17 protein-coding genes are annotated in these 22,183 nt (G+C 54.1%); 11 read left to right on the forward strand and 6 right to left on the reverse strand.

The window, feature by feature from the left end:
• Nucleotides 1-146: 146 nt before the first annotated feature.
• A complete protein-coding gene (locus tag AC0QHF_RS27205) occupies nt 147-620 on the forward strand; it encodes a VOC family protein (RefSeq protein ID WP_324707417.1) in 474 nt (157 codons plus the stop codon).
• Nucleotides 621-918: 298 nt separating this feature from the next.
• Here AC0QHF_RS27205 and AC0QHF_RS27210 read toward each other — a convergent pair whose 3' ends face one another.
• Complete coding sequence (locus AC0QHF_RS27210) at nt 919-2,658, reverse strand: Rqc2 family fibronectin-binding protein (protein ID WP_324707418.1); 1,740 nt, start codon at nt 2,656-2,658, stop codon at nt 919-921.
• A gap of 253 nt (nt 2,659-2,911) precedes the next feature.
• On the opposite strand from AC0QHF_RS27210, the gene AC0QHF_RS27215 reads away from it, so the two are divergent.
• Both AC0QHF_RS27215 and AC0QHF_RS27220 read left to right on the forward strand, forming a co-directional pair.
• Nucleotides 2,912-4,519 carry an MFS transporter gene (locus tag AC0QHF_RS27215; RefSeq protein ID WP_324707419.1) on the forward strand — a complete coding sequence of 536 codons (1,608 nt, stop codon included), beginning with the start codon at nt 2,912-2,914 and terminating at the stop codon, nt 4,517-4,519.
• A gap of 87 nt (nt 4,520-4,606) precedes the next feature.
• Complete coding sequence (locus tag AC0QHF_RS27220; protein WP_324707420.1) at nt 4,607-5,719, forward strand: alkene reductase; 1,113 nt, start codon at nt 4,607-4,609, stop codon at nt 5,717-5,719.
• A gap of 263 nt (nt 5,720-5,982) precedes the next feature.
• Here the strand turns inward: AC0QHF_RS27220 and AC0QHF_RS27225 are convergent, their stop codons facing one another.
• Nucleotides 5,983-6,894: an alpha/beta hydrolase gene (locus AC0QHF_RS27225; RefSeq protein WP_375341470.1), complete on the reverse strand. Its 912-nt coding sequence runs from the start codon at nt 6,892-6,894 to the stop codon at nt 5,983-5,985.
• Between the two features lie 2 nt (nt 6,895-6,896).
• Nucleotides 6,897-8,960: a hypothetical protein gene (locus AC0QHF_RS27230; protein WP_324707421.1), complete on the reverse strand. Its 2,064-nt coding sequence runs from the start codon at nt 8,958-8,960 to the stop codon at nt 6,897-6,899.
• A gap of 40 nt (nt 8,961-9,000) precedes the next feature.
• Here AC0QHF_RS27230 and AC0QHF_RS27235 point away from each other — a divergent pair, with 40 nt between their 5' ends.
• From AC0QHF_RS27235 to psaB, 3 genes are all read left to right on the forward strand, one after another.
• Nucleotides 9,001-9,156: a hypothetical protein gene (locus tag AC0QHF_RS27235; RefSeq protein ID WP_324707422.1), complete on the forward strand. Its 156-nt coding sequence runs from the start codon at nt 9,001-9,003 to the stop codon at nt 9,154-9,156.
• 373 nt (nt 9,157-9,529) lie between these two features.
• Nucleotides 9,530-11,785, forward strand: a complete 2,256-nt coding sequence (gene psaA, locus AC0QHF_RS27240; protein WP_324707423.1) for a photosystem I core protein PsaA — start codon at nt 9,530-9,532, stop codon at nt 11,783-11,785.
• A 109-nt stretch (nt 11,786-11,894) separates the two neighbouring features.
• Nucleotides 11,895-14,120, forward strand: a complete 2,226-nt coding sequence (gene psaB / locus AC0QHF_RS27245) for a photosystem I core protein PsaB (RefSeq protein ID WP_324707424.1) — start codon at nt 11,895-11,897, stop codon at nt 14,118-14,120.
• Between the two features lie 14 nt (nt 14,121-14,134).
• On the opposite strand, the gene AC0QHF_RS27250 is transcribed toward psaB, so the two are convergent.
• The gene (locus AC0QHF_RS27250) at nt 14,135-14,332 is read right to left on the reverse strand and encodes a hypothetical protein (RefSeq protein WP_324707425.1); all 198 of its coding nucleotides are present in this window, start codon (nt 14,330-14,332) and stop codon (nt 14,135-14,137) included.
• Between the two features lie 113 nt (nt 14,333-14,445).
• Between AC0QHF_RS27250 and xth the strand changes: the two genes are divergently transcribed.
• The 3 genes from xth to AC0QHF_RS27265 all read left to right on the forward strand — a co-directional run bounded on the left by xth (nt 14,446) and on the right by AC0QHF_RS27265 (nt 17,801).
• Nucleotides 14,446-15,234 carry an exodeoxyribonuclease III gene (xth, locus tag AC0QHF_RS27255; protein WP_324707426.1) on the forward strand — a complete coding sequence of 263 codons (789 nt, stop codon included), beginning with the start codon at nt 14,446-14,448 and terminating at the stop codon, nt 15,232-15,234.
• Between the two features lie 170 nt (nt 15,235-15,404).
• Nucleotides 15,405-15,566 carry a hypothetical protein gene (locus AC0QHF_RS27260; protein WP_324707427.1) on the forward strand — a complete coding sequence of 54 codons (162 nt, stop codon included), beginning with the start codon at nt 15,405-15,407 and terminating at the stop codon, nt 15,564-15,566.
• 450 nt (nt 15,567-16,016) lie between these two features.
• Nucleotides 16,017-17,801, forward strand: a complete 1,785-nt coding sequence (locus AC0QHF_RS27265; RefSeq protein WP_324707428.1) for a cyclic nucleotide-binding domain-containing protein — start codon at nt 16,017-16,019, stop codon at nt 17,799-17,801.
• 270 nt (nt 17,802-18,071) lie between these two features.
• Here AC0QHF_RS27265 and AC0QHF_RS27270 read toward each other — a convergent pair whose 3' ends face one another.
• Both AC0QHF_RS27270 and AC0QHF_RS27275 read right to left on the reverse strand, forming a co-directional pair.
• On the reverse strand, nt 18,072-19,112 hold the full coding sequence (locus tag AC0QHF_RS27270; protein WP_324707429.1) for a glycerate kinase: 1,041 nt from the start codon (nt 19,110-19,112) through the stop codon (nt 18,072-18,074).
• Nucleotides 19,113-19,263: 151 nt separating this feature from the next.
• A complete protein-coding gene (locus AC0QHF_RS27275; protein WP_324707430.1) occupies nt 19,264-19,599 on the reverse strand; it encodes a DUF565 domain-containing protein in 336 nt (111 codons plus the stop codon).
• 103 nt (nt 19,600-19,702) lie between these two features.
• On the opposite strand from AC0QHF_RS27275, the gene AC0QHF_RS27280 reads away from it, so the two are divergent.
• Entirely contained in the window at nt 19,703-20,221 is a 519-nt protein-coding gene (locus AC0QHF_RS27280) for a hypothetical protein (RefSeq protein WP_324707431.1), read from the forward strand.
• Nucleotides 20,176-22,101 (forward strand): ArnT family glycosyltransferase, encoded by a 1,926-nt coding sequence (locus AC0QHF_RS27285; protein ID WP_324707432.1) that lies wholly within the window; start codon nt 20,176-20,178, stop codon nt 22,099-22,101. The genes AC0QHF_RS27280 and AC0QHF_RS27285 overlap by 46 nt, the downstream gene beginning before the upstream one ends.
• Nucleotides 22,102-22,183 lie beyond the last annotated feature (82 nt).

Here is a 22,183-nt window from a genome sequence, read left to right on the forward strand (position 1 = left end):
CGCAGAGGCTTGCCCCTACCGATTGATCATTGATGGATTGATGGATTGATGGGCAAGCGCAGAGGCTTGCCCCTACCTCCTCTTTATCATTGTTTGTGGCTATATCCGCTACAATCAAGAAACGGTAAAAACGAGGAGCGATCGCCATGCAATCTATCTCCACCTCCGGCCAACCCACCCTCGCACCCGGAATGCTGCGCCGCGTCCACCACATCGCGTTTAACGTCGCTGACATCGAAGCTTCCCGCAAATTCTACGGGGAAATTCTCGGACTCCACGAACTGAGGGGAGAAGAGGTTCCCAGCACCCTGAAATCCTTGGTGGAAGCCGGGAAAGTCGCCAATTTCGTCACGCCGGACGGGACGGTGATCGACCTGTTCGCCGAGCCCGACCTGGAACCGCCGCACCCCGACCCGACGCACCAATTCACCCGCGCAAACCACCTCGCCTTCGATATCGCCCCCGAACAGTTCGATGCCGCGGTGGAGGTGTTGCGGAACGGACAGATCGCGATCGCCCAAGGCCCGGTCAGCCGCCCCACGGGTCGCGGCATCTACTTCTACGACCCCGACGGATTCCAGATCGAGATCCGCTGCGATCCCCTCCCGGAGGACGGGTAATGTAGCAACGAGCGATCGTATGTTTACCGTTTCGGAAAGGGAGTTTCCCCTCCCTACACCCTACACCCTACACCCCACACCCCAGCGCGCAGCGCTATAAAAATGGCCGACCCCGGGGGGATCTGGCCAGATGCAAAAGGATACCGTTGTTGTTGCGATTTGAGGACACCCGAGTTTTGGCGTTCCGCGTTTGCGGTGCGGGTATAAATTCTCAAACCTCTCGATCGCATTGTAACAAGTATCACACCTCTTTCATTCACAAAAGTTTACTTTTTTAGATCGGGCGGTTTGCGATCGCCTACACTTCCAGACCCAAAACCTGGATGGCCTGCTGCGGTGCCCCCCACAACACCCGTTCATGCTTGTAAATCACCATCCCGGGTTTTGCCCCCTTGGGTTTGTAGACGTGTTTGGGGTGGGTGTAAATCACCGGAACCTGTTCGCTTTGGCGGGCACGGCTGTAGTAGGCGGTGACGTTGGCGACGAACTGCAAATCCGTGTCGTCGGGCACTTCCCCCGGCGGGAGACGCAGCAAAACGTGACTGCCGGGGATCTCCTGGGTGTGGAACCAGAGGTCGTAATCCGTGGCCACCTGGGACGTGAGGCGATCGTTTTGTTGGTTGTTGCGGCCCACCAATAACTCGAATCCCCCCGGCGTCCGGTAGCGATAAAATTCGGTTTCCGTGCCCGCCGCCGGTTTGCGATAGTCGGGGACGCTGAGATAGCCTTCCTCGATCAATTCACCCCGAATTTCTTTTAATGTTTGCAGGTCGGCGGGTTTTTGGTAGGTCGGCGTCTGGGCGATCGCGGCTTCCACCTGTTCCAAATAGTCTATCTCATCTTTGACCGCTTTCATCAAGGGTTCGATCGCCACCCGTGCCCGCTTGAGTTTCTGGTGTCGCTTGTAGAGAGATTGGGCGTTTTGGACGGCGTTTTTTTCCGGATCGAGGGGGATTTTCACGGGTTCTCCCGTCTCAAAATCAGCTAATTTAATAGCCTTCATTCCCGGTTCCCACTCGTGCAGGTGGGCCATCAACAAATCGGCTTGCCCCCGATACAGATCCGCATCGTCCGACTGTTGCAGGCGATCGCAAAATCCCTGCAATTTTACCCCCAATTTTTTCAACAGAGTATTGAGTTTTTGACTGATTTGATGCCGGAGTTGTTTGAACTCCTGGCGGTTGAGTTCTTCGGTATAATATTCGTCGAGAAGTTCCTGAACCGTCGCCGGACTTTCCCCGATCTTTCCCCAACCCGTGACGGTGTAACCCGTCTGAGTTCGACCCGGTTTAAATTCCTCTGTTTCCAAGGTGTGCAACCACTCCCGCCACCGCTGAAACAGCCGTTCCCATTCCGCATTATTTAGACTTTCCGTGGTGCAATTTTGATCCAAACCCGCCACTTCGATCATGGAAATTGCCAGGGAGGAACTCAAGCCCCGATAACTTTTGAGCAATTGTTTTTTCACAGAACCCGGAATCAAACTCACCCGTTCCCGCCAGCGTTCCAAAGGTTCTTCCAACTTGGGAATCGGATCGGTGAGGCGGGGGGGCAATTCGTAGCGATCGCCGGTTTGGATGGGGCGGACGCTGGACTGTTGGCTGCTGACTTGGTGGGCTGCGGTGACGATCGCGTTATCTTTTCCGGCTAGAATAACGTTGCTGTATTTACTCATAATTTCGACGTACAAATGCCAGAGGGCGGGCTCTCCCGGACGCTTGGCAAATTGGAAATCGATCACCCGTTCCCAAGGGGAAACTTCGGCGATCGCGACTAACGCCAAACCCCCCAATTGGTGCCGCAATTGATCGCTGAATGTGAAGGTGTCGGGGACTCGGGGGGGCGGGGAAGAGACGCAGAGGCGGGCGGCTTGGGGGTGCCAGGAAATATCCAGCCAACCCCGGCGGTTGAGGGTTCGCAGGGCGAGGGAAACGGTGAAGCGATCGCGCTGATACACCTGTTCGAGGCGGGCGGGCAGCCAGTTTGTCCGCAATTCGGAACAGGATGCCATCAGGGTGGTATAGTCTACGGGTTGCATGGAGGGATTCTCGTCGGCGGTGGCTTTTCGAGATCAATTTTAAGCGATCGCGCCCGGTGTCGGAGGTGAAGTTTTGCCAAAACCGATCCGATCCCCCTAAATCCCCCTTGAGCAGGGGGACTTTAAATGCACATCCCTTGATCAGGGGGACTTTAAATGCACACCGTATCTCATGAGTATGAGAAACCCTATACTGATTCAATCCGCCCGATTTTAAAGGTTATCAAAAATTTCGACTTTGGAGATTAAACTGATGCAGAAATGGATGCTGCTGATGATTTTGGCGATGTCGATGTTTATTATCGTCATCGATACCACGATCATGAATGTTTCGATTTCCGCCTTGGTGGTGGATCTGAATACGACGGTAGGGGGCATTCAATCGGCGATCGCCCTATTTGCCCTGGTGATGGCGTCGTTCATGCTGATCGGCGGTAAACTCTCCGTTATTTTTGGTAAAAAACGCACGTTTTTGGTCGGACTGATAATTTTTGGCATCGGGACGGCGACGGCTTCCTTCAGTCAGACTTTGGGAGTTTTACTGATCGGCTGGTCGGTTTTAGAAGGGTTGGGTTCCGCCCTGATGATACCCAACATTCAGACGTTATTACGCGGTCAATATCAAGGTAAAGATCTCGCCTTTGCCTACGGCATTATCAGCGCGGTGGGGGCGGTGGGCGCGGCGCTCGGCCCCATCGTCGGCGGATATTTGACCACGTTCCACAGTTGGCGGTGGGCGTTCCGCCTGGAAGTCGCGATCGTGATTTTGGTCTTAATTCTCAGTCCGAAAATTCCCTCGGAATTGCCGCCAGAACGTCGCCCGAAATTTGATTTTCTGGGGGGTTTACTGGCAATTATCGGATTTTCCAGCATCGTGACGGGCATCTTACTCGCCCAAACCTACGGACTTTGGCTGGCGACAAAACCGTTGGCGATCGCCGGTTTAGAACTGGCTCCTTTCGGACTGTCTGTCACGCCCTTTTTGGTCGGCATCGGCATCCTATTTTTGATGGGATTAATTCTTTGGGAATGGCACTTAGAAACCATCGCCACCGACGGATTATTCAAACCTTCTCTCTTCAAAACACCGGGACTGATCCCCGGTTTTGGTGTCCGTTTCGTCCACATGGCAATTCTGGCATCGTTCCTATTTATCGCCCCCCTGCTGCTGCAATTGACGTTTGAATTTACCGCCATGCAAACGGGAATCGCCCTTTTACCCATGTCCCTGGCGATCCTCGTTTTCGCGATTCTGGGGGCGAAACTGTCCGCCCGTTTTTCCGCCAAACGAATTATTCAAGTCGGGTTTATTTGTGGTATCTTAGGATTAATCCAACTGATTTTCACCATTCAACCCGACGCCCGACCGAGAGAACTCGCCACCGGGGTTTTATTCGGTTTGGGAATGGGTTTGATCGCCTCGCAAATCCTGAATTTAATTCTATCCTCCGTCAGTCCGGAAGATACCCCGGAAACGTCGGGATTGAATTCCACCTTTGAACAGTTGGGAAATTCCATCGGCGTGGCTTTGGTGGGGGTGATGATGCTGGCAACATTGACCATTGGCGCTCAAAATTGGGTGGAAAATAGCTCTTCAATTCCGGAGGATAAAAAACCGGAACTGATTGCTGCAGTGCAAACGAGTATCGAGTTGGTTTCCGATACCCAACTGGAAGAAATATTAAATCAAGGTGAGTTTACGTCGCCACTGACCGAACAGATTTTAGAAAATTATGCGATCGCCCGCATCAATGCATTTCGTTCGGGGATGATCTTTCTAGTTTTTGTTGCTTCAGTGGGGTTAATTTTAACGACGGGATTACCCGATCGCAAACTCGTCAGTCAAGCCCCGGAAGACTGATTTTTCTGTAGCACAGGCATCCTGCCTGTCACATCCATTTTTCATAAAATCGTTTATCATATGATCGGATTGATAAGGCTTTGACAGATGACCGAAAACACGAAATCACCCAAATTACTCAGTCCCGTAAAAATCGGGAGTGTCTCTTTAAACAACCGCGTCGTCATGGCCCCCCTGACGCGATCGCGATCCGGAGAAGACCGCATTCCCAACCCTTTGATGGCGGAATATTACGCCCAACGCGCCTCGGCGGGTTTGATTATTACTGAAGCGACAGTTATTTCAAAACAGGGCATCGGCTGGCTAAATTCCCCCGGAATTTACACCGACAAACAGGGGGAAGCTTGGCGGCCAATTGTCGATGCCGTCCACAACAAAAATGGTAAGATTTTCCTGCAATTGTGGCACACCGGCAGGGCTTCCCATTCCAGCTTCCACGACGGAAAACTGCCCGTCGCCCCCTCGGCGATCAAATTGAATGAGGATTACATCCACACCCCCACCGGAAAGCAGCCCTACGAAACCCCCAGGGCGCTGGAAACAGACGAAATCCCCGGCGTGGTTGCCGACTATCGGAAGGCATCGGAACGGGCGAAATATGCCGGATTTGACGGGGTGGAAATTCACGGTGCGAATGGCTATTTGATCGACGAATTTCTGCAATCTAAAACCAACCACAGAAGCGATCGCTACGGTGGCAGCATCGAAAAAAGGTTTCAATTTTTGAGAGAGGTTACGGAAGCGATTCTCACGGTTTGGGACAGTGATCGCGTCGGAGTTCGCCTGTCTCCCAACGGCGGATTTAACGATATGGGTTCCTCCGATTACCGGGAAACATTTCTCTACGTCGCCGAACAGTTAAATACTTATAATTTGGCTTACCTCCACATTATGGACGGTTTAGAATTCGGGTTTCACGAACTCGGAGAACCGATGAAATTGTCGGAATTTCGCCCCCTCTTTTCCGGTGCTTTGATCGGTAATTGTGGCTACACCCAAGAAAAGGCGGAAGCGGCGATTCAAGCCGGGGACGCGGACGCGATCGCTTTCGGCCGTCCCTTCATCAGCAACCCGGATTTGGTGGAACGATTCGCCCACAACTGGCCTTTAAATCCCGATGCGGATATGTCGGTTTGGTATTCTTTCGACGCCGAAGGTTACACCGATTTTCCGACTTATCAAGAAGCCAAAACGGCATGAAAAATGAATTGATATCAGATCCGCTGGTAAGGATGGAGTCCAGGTGGGGGCAACCGTCTCCGGTTGCCTGCTGCTAAGGGATGGAGCCAAAGTGGGGGCAACCGTCTCCGGTTGCCTGCTGCTAAGGGATGGAGCCCAGGTGGGGGCAGCCGTCTCCGGTTGCCTGCTGCTAAGGAGCCTCATTCTCGAAAAATGCCTGGAGGGAGCTCCAACTGATTGGGTTAACATGATATCGCGATGCCAAAACCCGCCCAATTCCCCCTCTAAAGTTGACTCACAAACTCCCGAGTCACTTTCACAAACCTTTCAGTTTCTTCATAGGGCAAAACATTGCGGCCGGGAATCACGATCGCCCGGGCATTTTTCCACCCTTTTTCATAGGCTTGTTTTCGATCCTCCGGAGTTTCCGATTTACCGCTGCGGCTGATACTCGAAGCGCGATCGCCGATAACGACGAGGGTGGGTTGACTCAAGTTTGCCATGTCCAGGGCGTAATCTTTCCGCCAGAATCCCGCCAAAAAAGAAAACACCGCGTAGCGACTTCTCGCCTCCCGCGAACCCACCGCCAGCAAATCCAACCACTCGCGATCGACATCCTTCGCCTCCGCAAACAATTGGCGAATGGAAAAAGATTTTAAAAACTGTTCCCGACGGGCATAAATCCACAACAAACGTCCGCCGGGGGCATCAAAAAAGAGATTCCAAAGCAAACGCTGCCGGGGGTCAGATGAAGCCTCGGTCATCACCGGCCAAGCCGGGGGGCCGGATAAAACCATCCCCCGCACGCCGTCCGGATATTTTTTTGCGAGTGCGATCGCCACCGGCAACAGGGCCCCCTGAACAACTACAATTACCGGTTGTTTGATAACCGTTTTTATCAATTCCTGCAATTGTTCCGCCCAGTCTTCGACTTGATAGGCGACGGGGGGTTTTTCACTCTCCCCACACCCGATCAAATCGGGATTGTAAATCGCATTTTCACCGCCCAGGTGCCGCCACTCCCGACAAAATCGATACCAAAAACGGCGGGACAATCCCACGCCGATGGGGTGAACCAGCAGCAGGGGACTGGCCGAACTGTCCCCATCGGGAGGCGGATCGAATTCGTAGGCGCATCGATATCTCTGCCAGGTGTAATACTCGACGGGATTTTGGGTTGGCATTGAATCAGTCATTTTTATGCTTCCGATTGGGGATTTGAAACAGTTTCGGCGGGGACTTCCTCGGCTTCCATTTCCACCGGTTCGGGTTCCGGTTCAACAACTTCCTCGACGGGGGATTCCTCGACTTCCACTTCCGTTTCCGCGATCGGTTCGGGTTCGATCGCTTCAATTTCAGATGCTTCGATATCCGCTTCCGGCATCGGTTCGGGTTCGATCGCTTCAATTTCAGATGCTTCGATATCCACTTCCGGCATCGGTTCGGGTTCCGATTCAAACATTTCCTCGACGGGGGATTCCTCGGCTCCGGTTTCCGGCATCAGCTCGGATTCCGAGTCAAACATTTCCTCGACAGTCGGTTCTTGGATGTCCTCCTCGACGGGCAAATCCAAATCGGGCACCAAATCGGGGGACGCGAACGGCGGGAGTTCTTCGACGGGTTCGGGTTCCGGCACTTCCTCTAGAATTTCCGGCAACGTGGCCGGGGCGCCGGGGGTGGGTTCCTCGGAACTCAAGAAGGGAATCCGGAAGCGATTGAGAAGGTTTTGGATACCGCCTCCGGAGGCTTCGGAACTCGGGGTTTCTCCACGATCTCCGCCGAATTTGGGCAATTGGAATTGTCCCAAAAATTTTTGGATCGGGTTTTCGCCCGGTTCCTCCGGGATTTCCGGTGCGACTGCTTCGGGTTCCTCCTCTGCGGGCGTTTCGGGTTCTTCAACCGTCGATTCTTCCGACGCTTCCTCTGCGGGAATTTCGGGTTCTTCAACCGCCGGTTCTTCAACGACCGGTTCTTCTAACGTTTCCTCTGTGGGCATTTCCGGTTCTTCAACCGCCGGTTCTTCCGCCACCGGCGTTTCCGGTTCTTCAACCGCTTCTTCTGTGGGCGTTTCGGGTTCTTCAACCACCGGTTCTTCCTCGACGGGGGCTTCTACTTCCTCTTCAATGGCGGGTTCTTGCTCGGTGGGGGCTTCTATTTCTTCAATAATGACCGGTTCTTCCTCGACGGGGGCTTCTACTTCCTCTTCAATGGCGGGTTCTTCCTCGACGGGAATTTCCGGCTCTTCTTCAACGACGGGTTCTTCTTCTGCCGGGGTTTCCGGTTCTTCTTCAATTTCGGGAGCGGGGGTGATGGGACTGATAGAGTCGAATTCGACCAAACTCCGGGCTTGGGCCAGGGAGAGTTGGCCCCGGACAAGTTGGGAGAGGGGGTCTTGGCGGTCGGGATCGTAGGTGAGAACTCGGGCGGTGGTGTTGTAAACGTTGTCGAGGGGTTCTCCGAGTTCGTCGAGGAATTCGAGTTGAACCCAGTTTTTGCCGGGTTGGAATCCTTTTAAATAGATGGGTTCCCAGCGATCGAGGACGAAGCTTTCGCCGTTGACGGTGACGCGGATGCGCCAATCGACGATTTCATCTTCGGGATCTTCCTGGGCGACGAGGTGCAGGGGGGCGTTGTCCAAATAGAAGTCCAGGAGGATGGGTTCGGCCCCGTAGGTTCCCCGGGGGCGGTTGTAGGTGAGCAGGGGGAGATCCAGATCGGGGTGATTGTCGGGGGTTTTCGTATAGATATGGAATGTCGTGCTGGAGAGGGCGCCGTCGTTTTTGAAGCTCTCGCCCCAGGGGTAGACGGCGAACACCCGCAGCGTGTGGGTTCCGGGTTTGAGGTCGGGGAGGATGAGGGGTTCTTGGGGGTTGTAAATGTCGCGATCGCGTCCGTCGTCGAGAATGAAATGCAGGTGGGGTCCCAAACCGAGGGTTTGATCTCGGAAGGTGGGAAAGTCCCGGACGTCGAGTTGCACCGTTACGGTGTTGTCCGCGAGGATTTCTTCGGATTGGGGACTGAGTATTTTGACCTGGGGTTGGTAGCGATCGAGGGCCGGATGCAGTTTTTGAATTAAGTCCGGGGGGGAGACTTCCGCGATTTTCTGTTGGGGGGGTTTGGGGGAGGAGGGCGGACTGGGGACGGTTTCCAACGTTTGTTCGGCTGACGAACCGCACCCCGCCAGGGGCAATATGAGGACTGCCGCGAGGGCGACGGCCAGCAGTCGTTTGATCGGAGTCCACCACCAATTCAGAACAGACACGTTAAATACTCCTAAAAACCCGGATCGATAATTTGGACGGATGCCTTCCATAGGGAACTATAGCCCAAAAGGACCGCCTCCCAAATACCCGGCCCGACAAACCGGCGATGTGGGGCGATCGCGGCGGGTGGCCAAGGGCCGTCCGGATGGCGATCGAATTGGTATACAAAGCTACTTCATGTCCCAGAAATTTTAAGTTTTGTAACTGTTCAATGCGGATATTTACGGTCTCCGGCGGGCGAAATCGGCTCAAGCGTCGATATCGTGGGCATTCGAGCTATTCTTAATTATTGTTACCGACCCATCCCATGTTGCTCGAAAAGATGATATATCATGTAGAGACAACAGCTTCCGGGCTGCAGCATAACAAACTGCTATCGACAGAAGTCGGCAGTTGTCGCTAAAATACGCCTTTAAATACACAAGGCAAAACCCAGGGTATGGTGTTGTCCCCGGCAAAGGTTCAGAGAATTCTAAACTTTTGCAAAGGATGTTGAAGGGGTTTTAACAACCGTTCTTCAGAGTCTGCAACATTTCTTGTTTTTTGTGATACGGAGAGGAGAGTCTAAATGACCATCAGTCCTCCAGAGCGGGAGGCAAAAGTGAAGGTCACGGTAGACAAGGACCCAACTCCCACATCTTTTGAAAGATGGGGAAAGCCCGGTCATTTTCGCCGCGATCTTGCTAAAGGTCCAAGTACGACAACCTGGATTTGGAACCTACACGCCGACGCTCACGACTTCGATAGTCATACCAGCGATTTAGAAGATATTTCGCGCAAAATCTTTAGCGCCCACTTCGGCCATCTCGCAGTCATCTTCATTTGGCTGAGTGGCGCCTACTTCCACGGCGCGAAGTTTTCCAACTACGAAGCCTGGCTGACCGATCCCACCGGGATCAAGCCCAGCGCTCAAGTGGTTTGGCCGATCTTTGGCCAAGAAATTTTAAATGCCGATGTAGGTGGTGGTTTCCAGGGCATCCAGATCACTTCTGGACTGTTCCAGCTCTGGCGGGCCTCCGGCATCACCAACGAGTTCCAACTCTACTGCACCGCGATCGGTGCCCTGGTGATGGCGGGCCTGATGCTGTTCGCCGGTTGGTTCCACTACCACAAGCGCGCTCCCAAACTGGAATGGTTCCAGAACGTGGAGTCGATGATGAACCACCACCTGGCCGGACTGCTGGGCTTGGGCTGCTTGGGTTGGGCCGGACACCAAATTCACGTGTCCCTCCCCATCAACAAGCTGCTCGACTCCGGAGTCGCTCCCCAGGATATCCCCCTGCCCCACGAGTTCATCCTGAACTCCAGCTTGATGGCAGAACTGTATCCGAGCTTCAAAGAAGGTCTGGCACCTTTCTTCACGCTCAACTGGGGGGTTTACGCCGACTTCCTGACCTTCAAAGGTGGACTGAACCCCCAGACGGGCGGTTTGTGGCTGTCCGACACGGCCCACCACCACCTGGCTCTGGCCGTCCTGTTCATCGTCGCCGGCCATATGTACCGGACGAACTGGGGCATCGGCCACAGCATGAAGGAAATCCTGGAGGCTCACAAAGGTCCCTTCACCGGTGAAGGTCACAAGGGTCTCTATGAAATCCTGACCACTTCCTGGCACGCGCAACTCGCCATCAACTTGGCCATGCTGGGGTCCCTGAGCATCATCGTGGCCCACCACATGTATGCGATGCCCCCCTACCCTTACATCGCGACGGACTATCCCACCCAACTGTCTCTGTTCACCCACCATATGTGGATCGGAGGCTTCCTGGTCGTGGGTGCTGGCGCCCACGGTGCCATCTTCATGGTGCGGGATTACGATCCGGCCAAGAACGTCAACAACTTGCTCGATCGCGTGATCCGTCACCGCGATGCGATCATCTCCCACCTGAACTGGGTCTGCATCTTCCTGGGCTTCCACAGCTTCGGGCTGTACGTCCACAACGACACCATGCGTGCGTTTGGCCGTCCCCAGGATATGTTCTCCGACACGGGGATTCAACTGCAGCCCATCTTCGCCCAGTGGGTGCAAAACCTGCACACCCTGGCACCGGGCAACACTGCCCCCAACGTCATGGCTGGCGTCAGCCCCGCCTTCGGCGGTGATGTCGTTGCCGTCGGCGGCAAGGTCGCGATGATGCCGATCGCGCTGGGTACGGCGGACTTCCTGGTCCACCACATCCACGCCTTCACCATCCACGTGACCGTTCTGATCCTGCTCAAGGGTGTCCTGTACGCCCGCAACTCCCGCCTGATTCCTGACAAGAGCGAATTGGGATTCCGGTTCCCCTGCGACGGACCCGGTCGCGGTGGCACCTGCCAAGTCTCGGGTTGGGACCACGTGTTCCTCGGCCTGTTCTGGATGTACAATTCCCTGTCAATTGTGATTTTCCACTTCAGTTGGAAGATGCAATCCGACGTTTGGGGAACCGTCGCCCCCGACGGTACAATCACCCACATCACCAATGGCAACTTTGCACAAAGTGCGATTACCATTAATGGGTGGTTGCGTGATTTCCTGTGGGCGCAAGCCTCCCAGGTGATCAACTCCTACGGGTCAGCCCTTTCGGCCTACGGTTTGATGTTCTTGGCGGCTCACTTCGTGTGGGCGTTCAGCCTCATGTTCCTGTTCAGCGGCCGCGGCTACTGGCAAGAACTGATCGAGTCCATCGTTTGGGCGCACAACAAGCTCAAAGTGGCTCCCGCAATTCAGCCTCGTGCTCTGAGCATCATTCAGGGTCGCGCGGTCGGGGTCGCGCACTACCTCCTCGGAGGAATTGTCACGACCTGGGCGTTCTTCTTAGCCCGAATCATCTCCGTAGGATGAGAGATCTCTGCTCGGGAATTGGGGCAGTTCTCGTCCCTCTCAAACAGACGGCGAAACCGCCTCAATTTCCCCGGGCAGACTCGACGAGAACACGATTTAGTTAGGACTTATGGCAACGAAATTCCCAAAATTTAGCCAGGATCTGGCTCAAGATCCGACCACCCGTCGGATTTGGTACGGGATTGCCACGGCCCACGATTTCGAGACCCATGATGGGATGACGGAGGAGAATCTCTACCAAAAGATTTTCGCCTCCCACTTCGGACACATCGCCATCATCTTTCTCTGGACTTCTGGCAGCCTGTTCCACGTCGCCTGGCAAGGCAATTTTGAACAGTGGATCAAAGATCCCTTAAACGTCCGTCCCATCGCCCACGCGATTTGGGACCCCCAATTCGGACAACCCGCCGTTGATGCGTTCACCCAAGCGGGCGCATCTAACCCGGTGGACATCGCATACTCCGGGGTTTACCACTGGTGGTACACCATCGGGATGCGGACCAACGGAGACCTGTACCAGGGTTCCATCTTCCTGCTCCTGCTGGCCGCAGTCTTCCTGTTCGCCGGTTGGTTGCACCTCCAGCCCAAGTACCGCCCCAGCCTGTCCTGGTTCAAGAACGCCGAATCTCGGTTGAACCACCACTTGGCCGGTCTGTTCGGCGTCAGCTCCTTGGCTTGGACGGGTCACCTGGTTCACGTCGCCATCCCCGAATCTCGCGGACAGCACGTCGGTTGGGATAACTTCCTGAGCACCCTGCCTCACCCGGCGGGTCTGGCTCCCTTCTTCACCGGAAACTGGGGCGTTTACGCTCAGAATCCCGATACTGCCAGCCATGTGTTCGGCACGTCCGAAGGAGCCGGGAGTGCGATCCTGACGTTCTTGGGCGGCTTCCACCCCCAGACTGAGTCCCTGTGGTTGACCGATATGGCTCACCACCACCTGGCGATCGCGGTGATCTTCATCATCGCCGGCCATATGTACCGGACCAACTTCGGTATCGGCCACAGCATCAAAGAGATGTGCGACGCCAAAGAGTTCTTTGGCCGTAAGGTTGAAGGTCCGTTCAATATGCCCCACCAAGGCATCTACGAGACCTACAACAACTCCCTGCACTTCCAGTTGGGCTGGCACCTGGCTTGCCTCGGGGTGATCACCTCCCTGGTGGCACAGCATATGTACGCCCTGCCTCCCTACGCCTTCATGGCTCGGGATTACACCACGATGGCCGCCCTCTACACCCACCACCAGTACATCGCTGGATTCATCATGGTCGGTGCATTCGCCCACGGCGCCATCTTCCTGGTTCGCGACTACGATCCGGAGCAAAACAAGGGGAACGTTTTGGCTCGCGTTTTGGATCACAAAGAGGCAATCATCTCTCACCTGAGCTGGGTGTCTCTGTTCCTCGGATTCCACACCCTGGGCCTGTACGTCCATAACGACGTCGTGGTCGCTTTCGGAACCCCCGAAAAGCAAATCCTGATCGAACCGGTCTTCGCCCAGTTCATTCAGGCTTCTCACGGTAAAGCGGTTTACGCGATGGACGTGCTGCTGTCCAATTCCGACAGCATCGCCACCACCGCCTGGCCCAACTACGGCAACGTCTGGTTGCCCGGCTGGCTGGATGCCATCAACTCCGGCAAAAACTCCCTGTTCCTGACCATCGGCCCTGGCGATTTCCTGGTCCACCACGCGATCGCCCTCGGCCTGCACACCACCACCCTGATTCTCGTCAAGGGTGCTCTGGATGCCCGCGGCTCCAAGCTGATGCCCGACAAGAAAGACTTCGGCTATGCCTTCCCCTGTGATGGCCCCGGCCGTGGCGGTACTTGCGACATCTCCGCTTGGGACTCCTTCTACCTCGCGATGTTCTGGATGCTCAACACCCTGGGCTGGTTGACCTTCTACTGGCACTGGAAGCACCTGGGCATCTGGCAGGGCAACGTTGCTCAGTTCAACGAGTCCTCCACCTACCTGATGGGATGGTTCCGCGATTACCTGTGGTTGAACTCTTCCCAGTTGATCAACGGCTACAATCCCTTCGGAACCAACAACCTGTCCGTCTGGGCCTGGATGTTCCTGTTCGGACACCTGGTTTGGGCAACCGGTTTCATGTTCTTGATCTCCTGGCGGGGTTACTGGCAGGAACTCATCGAGACCATCGTTTGGGCACACGAGCGCACTCCCCTGGCGAACCTGGTTCGCTGGAAGGACAAGCCCGTTGCACTGTCCATCGTTCAAGCTCGCATCGTCGGTCTGGCTCACTTCACCGTTGGCTATGTCCTGACTTACGCAGCCTTCTTGATTGCCTCGACTGCCGGCAAGTTCGGTTAACCCGGACACCCCAGTTAGGTAATTAAACGAAAGTCCCCCGCCGGCTGGTGGGGGGCTTTTTTGATGGTGTGAAGTCCCCCAACTTGATGCGACGTTGGGGTTTCCCGCGACGAGAGATCCTTCCGGACCGCCACGGAGCCGATATCGGTCCGACTCTTCCTCAACAGGCAGCTACCCGCCTTCGGATGGCAGGATAGTTGTCGATCGCTCATTGCTATAGAATAGAGTGCGATCGCCTCTGGCGGCGGGCCTCCCCCTATCGAGTCGGTTCTGCAAGCCTTGTCCTAACCGCCTTAGCGGTTGCCATATGATTCCCCGATTCAATATGAAAATTGCCACCTGGAATGTCAACTCAATTCGCACCCGACAGGATCACGTTTTGACTTGGTTGAAATCCCAAGATATCGACGTTCTCTGTTTGCAGGAAACCAAGGTGGTTGACGAAAGTTTCCCCCGATCGCCCTTTGAAGAATTGGGCTACCACCTCTACATCTCCGGCCAAAAAGCCTACAACGGCGTGGCGATTTTCAGCCGCCAACCCCTGGAATGGGTCAATGGGGGATTTACGCCCATTTTGGAACCCGATCAGGTGGGGGAGTTCGACGCGCAAAAACGGGCGATCGCGGGCGTTATCGACAATATTTGTATCGTCAATCTCTACATCCCCAACGGTTCCTGCGTGGGGAGCGAAAAATATGAATACAAACTGGAATGGTTGGCCTTGCTGCGGGACTATCTCGACAAAATGTTGGCTCAATTTCCCGATCTCTGCGTCTGCGGGGACTTCAATATCGCGCCGGAAGATCGGGACATCCACGACCCCAAAAAGCGGGAAACTCATATCATGTCGTCCGACGCCGAACGGGAGGCGCTGCGGGCGATCGCGGATTTGGGACTCGCCGATGCCTTCCGCCAATTCACCCAAGACGGCGGACATTACAGTTGGTGGGACTATCGCGCCGGGTCCTTTCCCCGCAACCGGGGGTGGCGGATCGACCATCACTATTTGAGTGCTTCATTATATAAACGTGCGATCGCCTGCACCATTGACCGCGAACCGAGAACCCGGCCCAAACCCAGCGACCACGCGCCCGTAATTTTGGAAATAGAATGACAACTAGCAGACAATTAGCAGCGATTGTACTGACAAAATACAACGGAAAATACCCCGAAATAACTGCCAAAAAGGAGTCTTGGTGAATCTAAAAAAAATATTTTTTTTGAGGTTTTCATCCCTGAGTATTAATGCTTTAATCGGAGTGGACATCTATTTCGGTGGCACTCATGTATTGGGTAACTTTAACCGCAGCAGTCGCCTATGCGTTCGGCATCTACCTATTACTTCTGATGCTGCAACGCTTGCTCCTCCGCAAACCGGCTCCTCAAAGCCAGTTAAAACCCAGTTTTGTTCTGCGAACCAACTTTTTGAGACGGGCGATTCGTTGACGGGAGGGGGGTCAACCCCCCGCTTATTATCGGCGTTGGAAGATAATGTCAAGTACCTAAAGATAGAGATCGAATATTTCGAGGTGCGCGATCGCCTCAGTTTGTCGCGCCGGCTTTTTCAGAAATTAGAACAATCTTTTAAATCGCTATATTTGCGGAGAGAGTAATGGGTTCCTCTCCGCTTTACCTGATTTTAAAGATTTTGTGTCATACTGATCGACAATCCGGTTTTTTAGTTCAATTCACGTCGATCCTTCTGAATACGCTTTAGACATCGGGGGGTATTAATCAGTTTTTCCGACCACATGATTGAACTCCCAGCCCCTTTGTTCTTGAATTTTAAAAATCGGATTGACTCCAACCTAGTCGATTTTAAATTCGCGGTATATTGACGTGTTTGAAAATATTTTATTGTCTGCATTGTTCGCCGGTCTCTTCAGTTCGCTGTCGATGCCACTGGGTGCGGTGACATCTTTATTTTGGCAACCGAAACATCGAATTTTATCCTTTTTGATCGCCTTCGGTGCCGGGGCATTGCTGGCGGCGGTGATCGTCGATTTGGTGGGAAATGCCCAAGAAAAAGGTCACTATTTGGCGTTGGTCGCCGGGGCGATTCTGGGCAGTTTGTTTTTTACACTTGTCAATAAAATCGTGAACGAATCGGGCGGTTTTTTGCGGAAACCTTCCACCATGTTGGTGCATCTGAACCAGCAAAAAAGTCGTCACTTTCAAAGTAGTCTCGACCAACTCAAACGCATCGATCTGTTCCGGCAGCTATCGGCCGACGACACTCAGTTTATTTCCCAGCGTTTACTGTTGGGAAACTATCCGAAAAATACCGTCCTTTATCAACCAGACGACCCCAGCGAAAGCCTCTACATCATCAGAAAAGGGGCGGTGGAACTGCTCGACCCCCTGGAAGATTGGCAACCCCACATCAACCTGCAAACCAACGACATTTTCGGCCGCATGGGATTTTTGACGGGGACATCCCACCAAATGCTGGCACGGACGACCGCAGACACCGAATTGTGGATTTTTCCCAAACCCGATTTTGAAGAATTGCTGCAAGTTTCTCCCCACTCGGTGGAGGTGACAAAAAACCTACTTCAGGGAGAAGAAATCGCCAATTATTTACGAAAGCGACACGAAATGAAATTGCCGGACATCAAAGATTGGGTGAGTCGGGCGATCGCCTCTCTGGGAGAAGATCGGGCCATCCCGGATGCGGTACCCAACGAACACAACGCCGAAGATTTCCTGGAAATTGCCCGCCAAATTCGGCGCTTTCCCCTGTTCGAGGATCTGCCGACGGACGAACTCGAAGAAATCAGCGAACGCCTCGTTTACCGTTCCTTTGATGATGGCTACGTCTTCTTTAAACCCAAAGAAATTGCCAATCACCTCTATCTCATCCATCGGGGAGAAGTCGAGTTGATCGACACCCAAAGTCCCGGAAAAACGCCCCCCGTCGTCCGCGATCGCGATGCCTTCGGCGTCCTCTCCTTCATCACCGGCGCTCCCCACACCATGACGGGTGTCGCCAAAACGGACGTGAAAGGGTGGGTTCTCCGCAAGCAAGATTTTCAAGAGATGATTCAGCAGTCCGAGTACCTCGAACGGAGTTTGGAAAACTTTTTGAGCGATGAATCGGTCAAAGCTTACTTGGAAAATAAGCAAGATTTCGACCCCAAAAAAGCCCGACGGTGGGTCGAAAAAGCGCTGCAAAGTATGAATGCCGGCGAGATCGTCCCTTCCGTGGTTTCCGCCTCCAAATCTCTGGAAGAACATGAGGATGCGCCGACCGCCATTTGGTTGGGTTTGTTGATGGACGGAATCCCGGAAGCGCTGACCATCGGAGCCCACATGGCAACGGGTCCTTTGAGCGCTTCACTGTTGGCCGGCTTGTTTATTTCCAACTACCCGGAAGCCCTTTCTAGTTCCACGGGAATGAAAGAACAGGGGTTCGCCGTCCCCCGCATTTTGGTGATGTGGACTTCAATTATGGTGACGACGGGGGTGCTGGCGGCGGTGGGCAGTTTCGCCTTCGCCAACGTTCCAGAAACCTGGATTTCCTTTTTGGAATCGATGGCGGCGGGGGCGATGTTGACGGTCATTTCCGAAACGATGTTGCCGGAAGCCTACGGAAAGGGTGGCTCGATTGTGGGGTTGTCAACCATCCTGGGATTTTTGACAATTATCCTGATTAGGGCGATCGATCCAAATAGTTATTAAATTGCAGTCTATCCAATTTCAATCATCTTCAAATCATGGTGGGGGCAACCGTCTCCGGTTGCCAAAGTTTGAAGCATTATAACAGTTTTCTGTCTGCTGCGATACGGTTCGATCCCCCATTATCCCCCTTAAAAAGGGGGACTTAAATTTAGAGCAGTTGTCTATCTGCTGCGCTCCGGTTCGATCCCCCATTATCCCCCTTGAAAAGGGGGACTTTGAGTTAATGTGTGTATCTCACCAACTTGAAAATTACTGTGGGTTGCCAAAACTTTAATCCCAAGCTCCCGGGCGATAAACCCGACCCACCGAATGATCCGCTTCGATATCGACCACCAAATCGACACGATCGCGATCTTCAACCAGGGGAAGAATGAACAATTCCGGGTGGAGGGACTTCCAAAAATAGTCCACAAACTGCTCGATTTCCCCATCCGTCATCCCCGATCGCCCCTTTGCTTTCATCTCATTTTCCGCCTGCCGCCGCCACTGTTTCGACAGCCGATAATCGACGGGGTTGAGCACCATCAGCCGATCCAGACGCTCCCACAGGGGCAAATAATCCTGTAATTTGTGGTTCATTTCCCGGGCAAATTGGCGATCGCTTTCCGTGACGATCGGCGCCGGGGCCGTCTCGAAAATCCCCCCATCTACAGGATGAGAGCCGACAAACCAGCCTTCAAATAATACGACATCAATCCCCGTCACCCACTCCGGTTCGGTGCGATCGCCGCCCCCGTTCCAGAGGGACTTGTCGAACCGGGGCACCGCCACCCGTTCCCCCGATGCGGGGTGTCGCAGTCGATCAAGAACCGAAATCCCCAAATCGACATCGTGGGTTCCGGGGGGGCCGCGCCAGATCAGGCGGGGATCGGCTTCCCGCAGGCGTTGGCGTTCGTCGTAGGTTTTATACAGGTCGTCGATGGAGAGGCTGAGAGTCCGGTAATCGAGGAGGGCGAGCACCCGCGAGAGCACCGTGGCGAGGGTGGTTTTTCCCGTCCCCTGCCCCCCCAAAATGCCCTGGACGGGCGGTCGGCCGAGGGTTTGGCGCAATTCGGCCAGTTGGATGCCGAGGGGCAGCCACAGCGTCCACAGGGTTTTCAACTGTTCGGATAAAATGGGCAAATCGGGATTTTCTCGCAGCAGCGATTGAAAGAGTTGCGATCGCCGTCGAATCACTTCTCCCACCCCTTCCGGTCCGATGCCGAATGCGGCCATCCGCCCGCGATCGCGGCATTCCTCCTCGGCCAGTTTCTCCAACTCCTCCGAAGTCGGCTGTTCTCCCCCCGCCCAACGTTGTAAAATCTCGATCATAATGACTGAAAAAAAATCGATAGAACATTAAAAAATTTTCAATTTACCTCGTAGGGGCCCCGGGCTTGCGCCCTCTCCTGCTTGCGCCCTCCCCACGAATGTCGAACGTGGGCGAATGCCATTCGCCCCTACAAGTTGAGCGCCCCAATTCTCAAGACCCGAGCAAAAATGCCAACAGGAAAAAACTGTAATTCAAACCAATTTTCAGGGCGTTGAGACTGTCGATCCACAGCGGTTTTTTAGTCTTTCGTACCACATTGCGATAGGCCAGCCAACTGATAATTTCCGTCACCACCAAAACCATAAAAGCGACGGAAATATCCCAACTCGCCTCCTGTCCCGCTATCGTAGAAATAGCGACTCCCAGGAACGTGCCGAACAGAAAACAAATGACCAGGACGGAAATTCGTCGCCAGGGGTTGCGGAGCCACTGGGTGGTTTGTTCGGCGAGCGCGTCGGCAAATCGGTTTAAACGAGTATTCTGCATGGATTCTCGGCGGGGTTTTCCCAATTTTACTGGACAGTTGCGATCGCGCCGTTCCTGGGGAACTCGAGGTCGAAACTGCTATTAAAAATTTATACCAAGACCAATGAAATTTAAACTCCATCCTAGCATTTGGGTGAGCGGGGTGCTTTTTGTTACCATTCTGATTTTCCGCCAACTTCTGCTCACCGCACCGACACCCGAGACATCCGTGGTGATTCCGCCGCCGACACCGGAACCCCCGGCGCCGTCCCCGAGTCCGACACCGTCGCCGGTTCGGCCCCAGTCCCCCGCCCCAACCGCCGGACAGGGATCGCTGCGAGTCAGCAACCGCACGGAGCACCCCGTCCGCATCGCGCTGCTGGCGACACCCGCCGGGGACGCCGAACCCGTCCACTGGGACTTCGCCCCCCAGGAAGGGAGCCAAAACGGGTTGCTGCTGTCCCTCCCCGCGGCGGATTTGGAGTTGAAAGCCGGGGATATCCTCGTCGCCTTTGCCCAGGACGGTTCCCGCCGGTACTGGGGGCCTTACGTGGTGGGGAAAACCGCCCTCCCCGAGTTCGACGCGGGACTCTCGGAATGGCATTTGATCCTGTCGCCTTCAGAAAGTTCGCGATCGCTTTAAAATCAGTAAGGCGATTTATCGATGCCATGTTGAAGGGAGCAATGAAACTGAAATCCGCAAGTTCGACGTCTCAATCTTTGCAATTTCCCCGAAATTCTTGCCCCCCCGCGGCGATTCTCTCGGTTTTGTGGCTCGGCGCGATCGCGATCGTGGCATTTTTGTGGAATTTGGGCGGGGTGGGTTTGGTGGACGAAACCGAACCCCTGTTCGCAGAAGCCGCCCGCCAAATGCTCGTCACCGACAATTGGATCACCCCCTATTTTAACGGAGAAACCCGCTTCGACAAACCGCCTTTAATTTATTGGTTGATGGCGATCGCCTATCAGTTTGTGGGGGTGAACGAATGGGGTGTCCGCCTCCCGTCCGCCCTCGCCGCGATCGCTCTGACGGCTTTCGGATTTTACACCCTTCACCAAGTCGCCACCCTCAAAAAAACCCGCCTGCGGAGCCTCCCCTGGATCGGTTCCGCCTCGATCGCTTTGAACCCGGAAACCATCGCCTGGGGCAGAATCGGCGTGTCCGATATGTTGCTGGCGGGCTGCGTGGGATCGGCGTTATTCGCCTTTTTTTTGGGTTACATCCGGGGCGATAAAAATCGCCTTAAATTCAATGCTTGGTATCTGATATTTTACCTTCTCATCGCCCTCGCCGTCCTCACCAAAGGCCCCGTCGGCATCGTCTTACCCGCGTTAATTATCGGGTCATTTTCCCTGTATGTGGGGACGTTCCGGCAAGTTTGGCGGGAAATGCGCCCCCTTTTCGGCGGGATATTATTTCTACTCATCACCCTGCCCTGGTATATTTTAGTCACCTTAGAAAATGGTCAAAGTTACTTAAAATCGTTCTTCGGCTATCACAACTTTGAACGGTTTACCCATGTGGTGAACCACCACGACGCCCCCTGGTATTTTTACTTTATCGTCGTGGCGATCGGATTCGCCCCCTGGTCGATTTATTTGCCCGCCGCGATCGCCCGCACCCATTTCTGGAATCGCCGATATTGGCAAAAACAAGATCGCGCCAACCAACTGGGATTGTTCGCCTTTTTTTGGTTTATCTGTATCTTTCTCTTTTTTACTGTCGCCGTCACCAAACTGCCCAGTTACGTCCTTCCACTGATGCCGGCTGTGGCGATTCTGGTGGCATTATTTTGGAGCCATTTAATCGATTCTGAAAAAATATTGAAACAGTTTCAATCGAGGAAAATAAAGGATTCGCGATCGCCCATTTTTCGCCATTTGATGCCCCTTTTTATTGTCAATATAATCGGTTTGCTGGCGATATCATTCGCCTTTTTGTACGGCATCAACTGGTTGGGTGCGGATGCGACGATGCCCGATTTGCCGGAGAAACTGCGAGACTCCGGGTTGCTGGTGCGCGGGGCCCTGATTTGGGGGGCGACTGCCATCGCGATCGCGATCGCGATCGCCCGATTTCGCCATCAAATATCCTGGATTTTAGCCATCAATTTAATCGGATTTGTCGCCTTTTTAATTTTCGCCGTCACCCCGGGATATATCTTTTTCGATCGCCAGCGACAATATCCCCTCCGAGAATTGGCGGCAACCGTCCGAGAACAGCGGCAGCCGGGGGAAGAATTGGTGATGATCGGATTCGAGAAACCCAGCCTGGTATTTTACACCCGAAACGCCGTCAAATACCGCGATCGCGCCACGGAAGCCGTCGCCGATCTCCGCCAACCCGAATTCCAATCCTCCCCCCCGGAAACCGTCCTCATTCTCGCCATTCCCAGAGAATTCGACGATGCCGGATTGCGGGATAATCATTACCAGCTTTTAAACAAAGTCGGGGCTTACCAACTCGCCCGAGTTTTCAAACCGACATTTTTGGTCGTTTCTCCCCGCATCGAACCCGATTAATTATCATCGCGTAAAACAAGCTTCTAGCTTGTCACAGGCAAGATGCCCGGGCTACAAAAGCGATCGCGTAAAACAAGCTTCT

The organism is Lyngbya sp. CCY1209 (genome assembly GCF_055795065.1).

Excerpts from the sequence above, each read along its gene's own strand:
- AC0QHF_RS27260 (WP_324707427.1), top strand. The coding sequence starts at position 15,405 with ATGTATTGGGTAACTTTAACCGCAGCAGTCGCCTATGCGTTCGGCATC.
- AC0QHF_RS27265 (WP_324707428.1), top strand. The coding sequence starts at position 16,017 with ATGCCACTGGGTGCGGTGACATCTTTATTTTGGCAACCGAAACATCGA.
- AC0QHF_RS27220 (WP_324707420.1), top strand. The coding sequence starts at position 4,607 with ATGACCGAAAACACGAAATCACCCAAATTACTCAGTCCCGTAAAAATC.
- AC0QHF_RS27250 (WP_324707425.1), bottom strand. The coding sequence starts at position 14,332 with ATGAGCGATCGACAACTATCCTGCCATCCGAAGGCGGGTAGCTGCCTG.
- AC0QHF_RS27205 (WP_324707417.1), top strand. The coding sequence starts at position 147 with ATGCAATCTATCTCCACCTCCGGCCAACCCACCCTCGCACCCGGAATG.
- AC0QHF_RS27215 (WP_324707419.1), top strand. The coding sequence starts at position 2,912 with ATGCAGAAATGGATGCTGCTGATGATTTTGGCGATGTCGATGTTTATT.
- AC0QHF_RS27225 (WP_375341470.1), bottom strand. The coding sequence starts at position 6,894 with ATGACTGATTCAATGCCAACCCAAAATCCCGTCGAGTATTACACCTGG.
- AC0QHF_RS27285 (WP_324707432.1), top strand. The coding sequence starts at position 20,176 with ATGGCATTTGATCCTGTCGCCTTCAGAAAGTTCGCGATCGCTTTAAAA.
- AC0QHF_RS27210 (WP_324707418.1), bottom strand. The coding sequence starts at position 2,658 with ATGCAACCCGTAGACTATACCACCCTGATGGCATCCTGTTCCGAATTG.
- AC0QHF_RS27270 (WP_324707429.1), bottom strand. The coding sequence starts at position 19,112 with ATGATCGAGATTTTACAACGTTGGGCGGGGGGAGAACAGCCGACTTCG.
- psaB (WP_324707424.1), top strand. The coding sequence starts at position 11,895 with ATGGCAACGAAATTCCCAAAATTTAGCCAGGATCTGGCTCAAGATCCG.
- AC0QHF_RS27280 (WP_324707431.1), top strand. The coding sequence starts at position 19,703 with ATGAAATTTAAACTCCATCCTAGCATTTGGGTGAGCGGGGTGCTTTTT.
- psaA (WP_324707423.1), top strand. The coding sequence starts at position 9,530 with ATGACCATCAGTCCTCCAGAGCGGGAGGCAAAAGTGAAGGTCACGGTA.
- xth (WP_324707426.1), top strand. The coding sequence starts at position 14,446 with ATGAAAATTGCCACCTGGAATGTCAACTCAATTCGCACCCGACAGGAT.
- AC0QHF_RS27275 (WP_324707430.1), bottom strand. The coding sequence starts at position 19,599 with ATGCAGAATACTCGTTTAAACCGATTTGCCGACGCGCTCGCCGAACAA.
- AC0QHF_RS27235 (WP_324707422.1), top strand. The coding sequence starts at position 9,001 with ATGCCTTCCATAGGGAACTATAGCCCAAAAGGACCGCCTCCCAAATAC.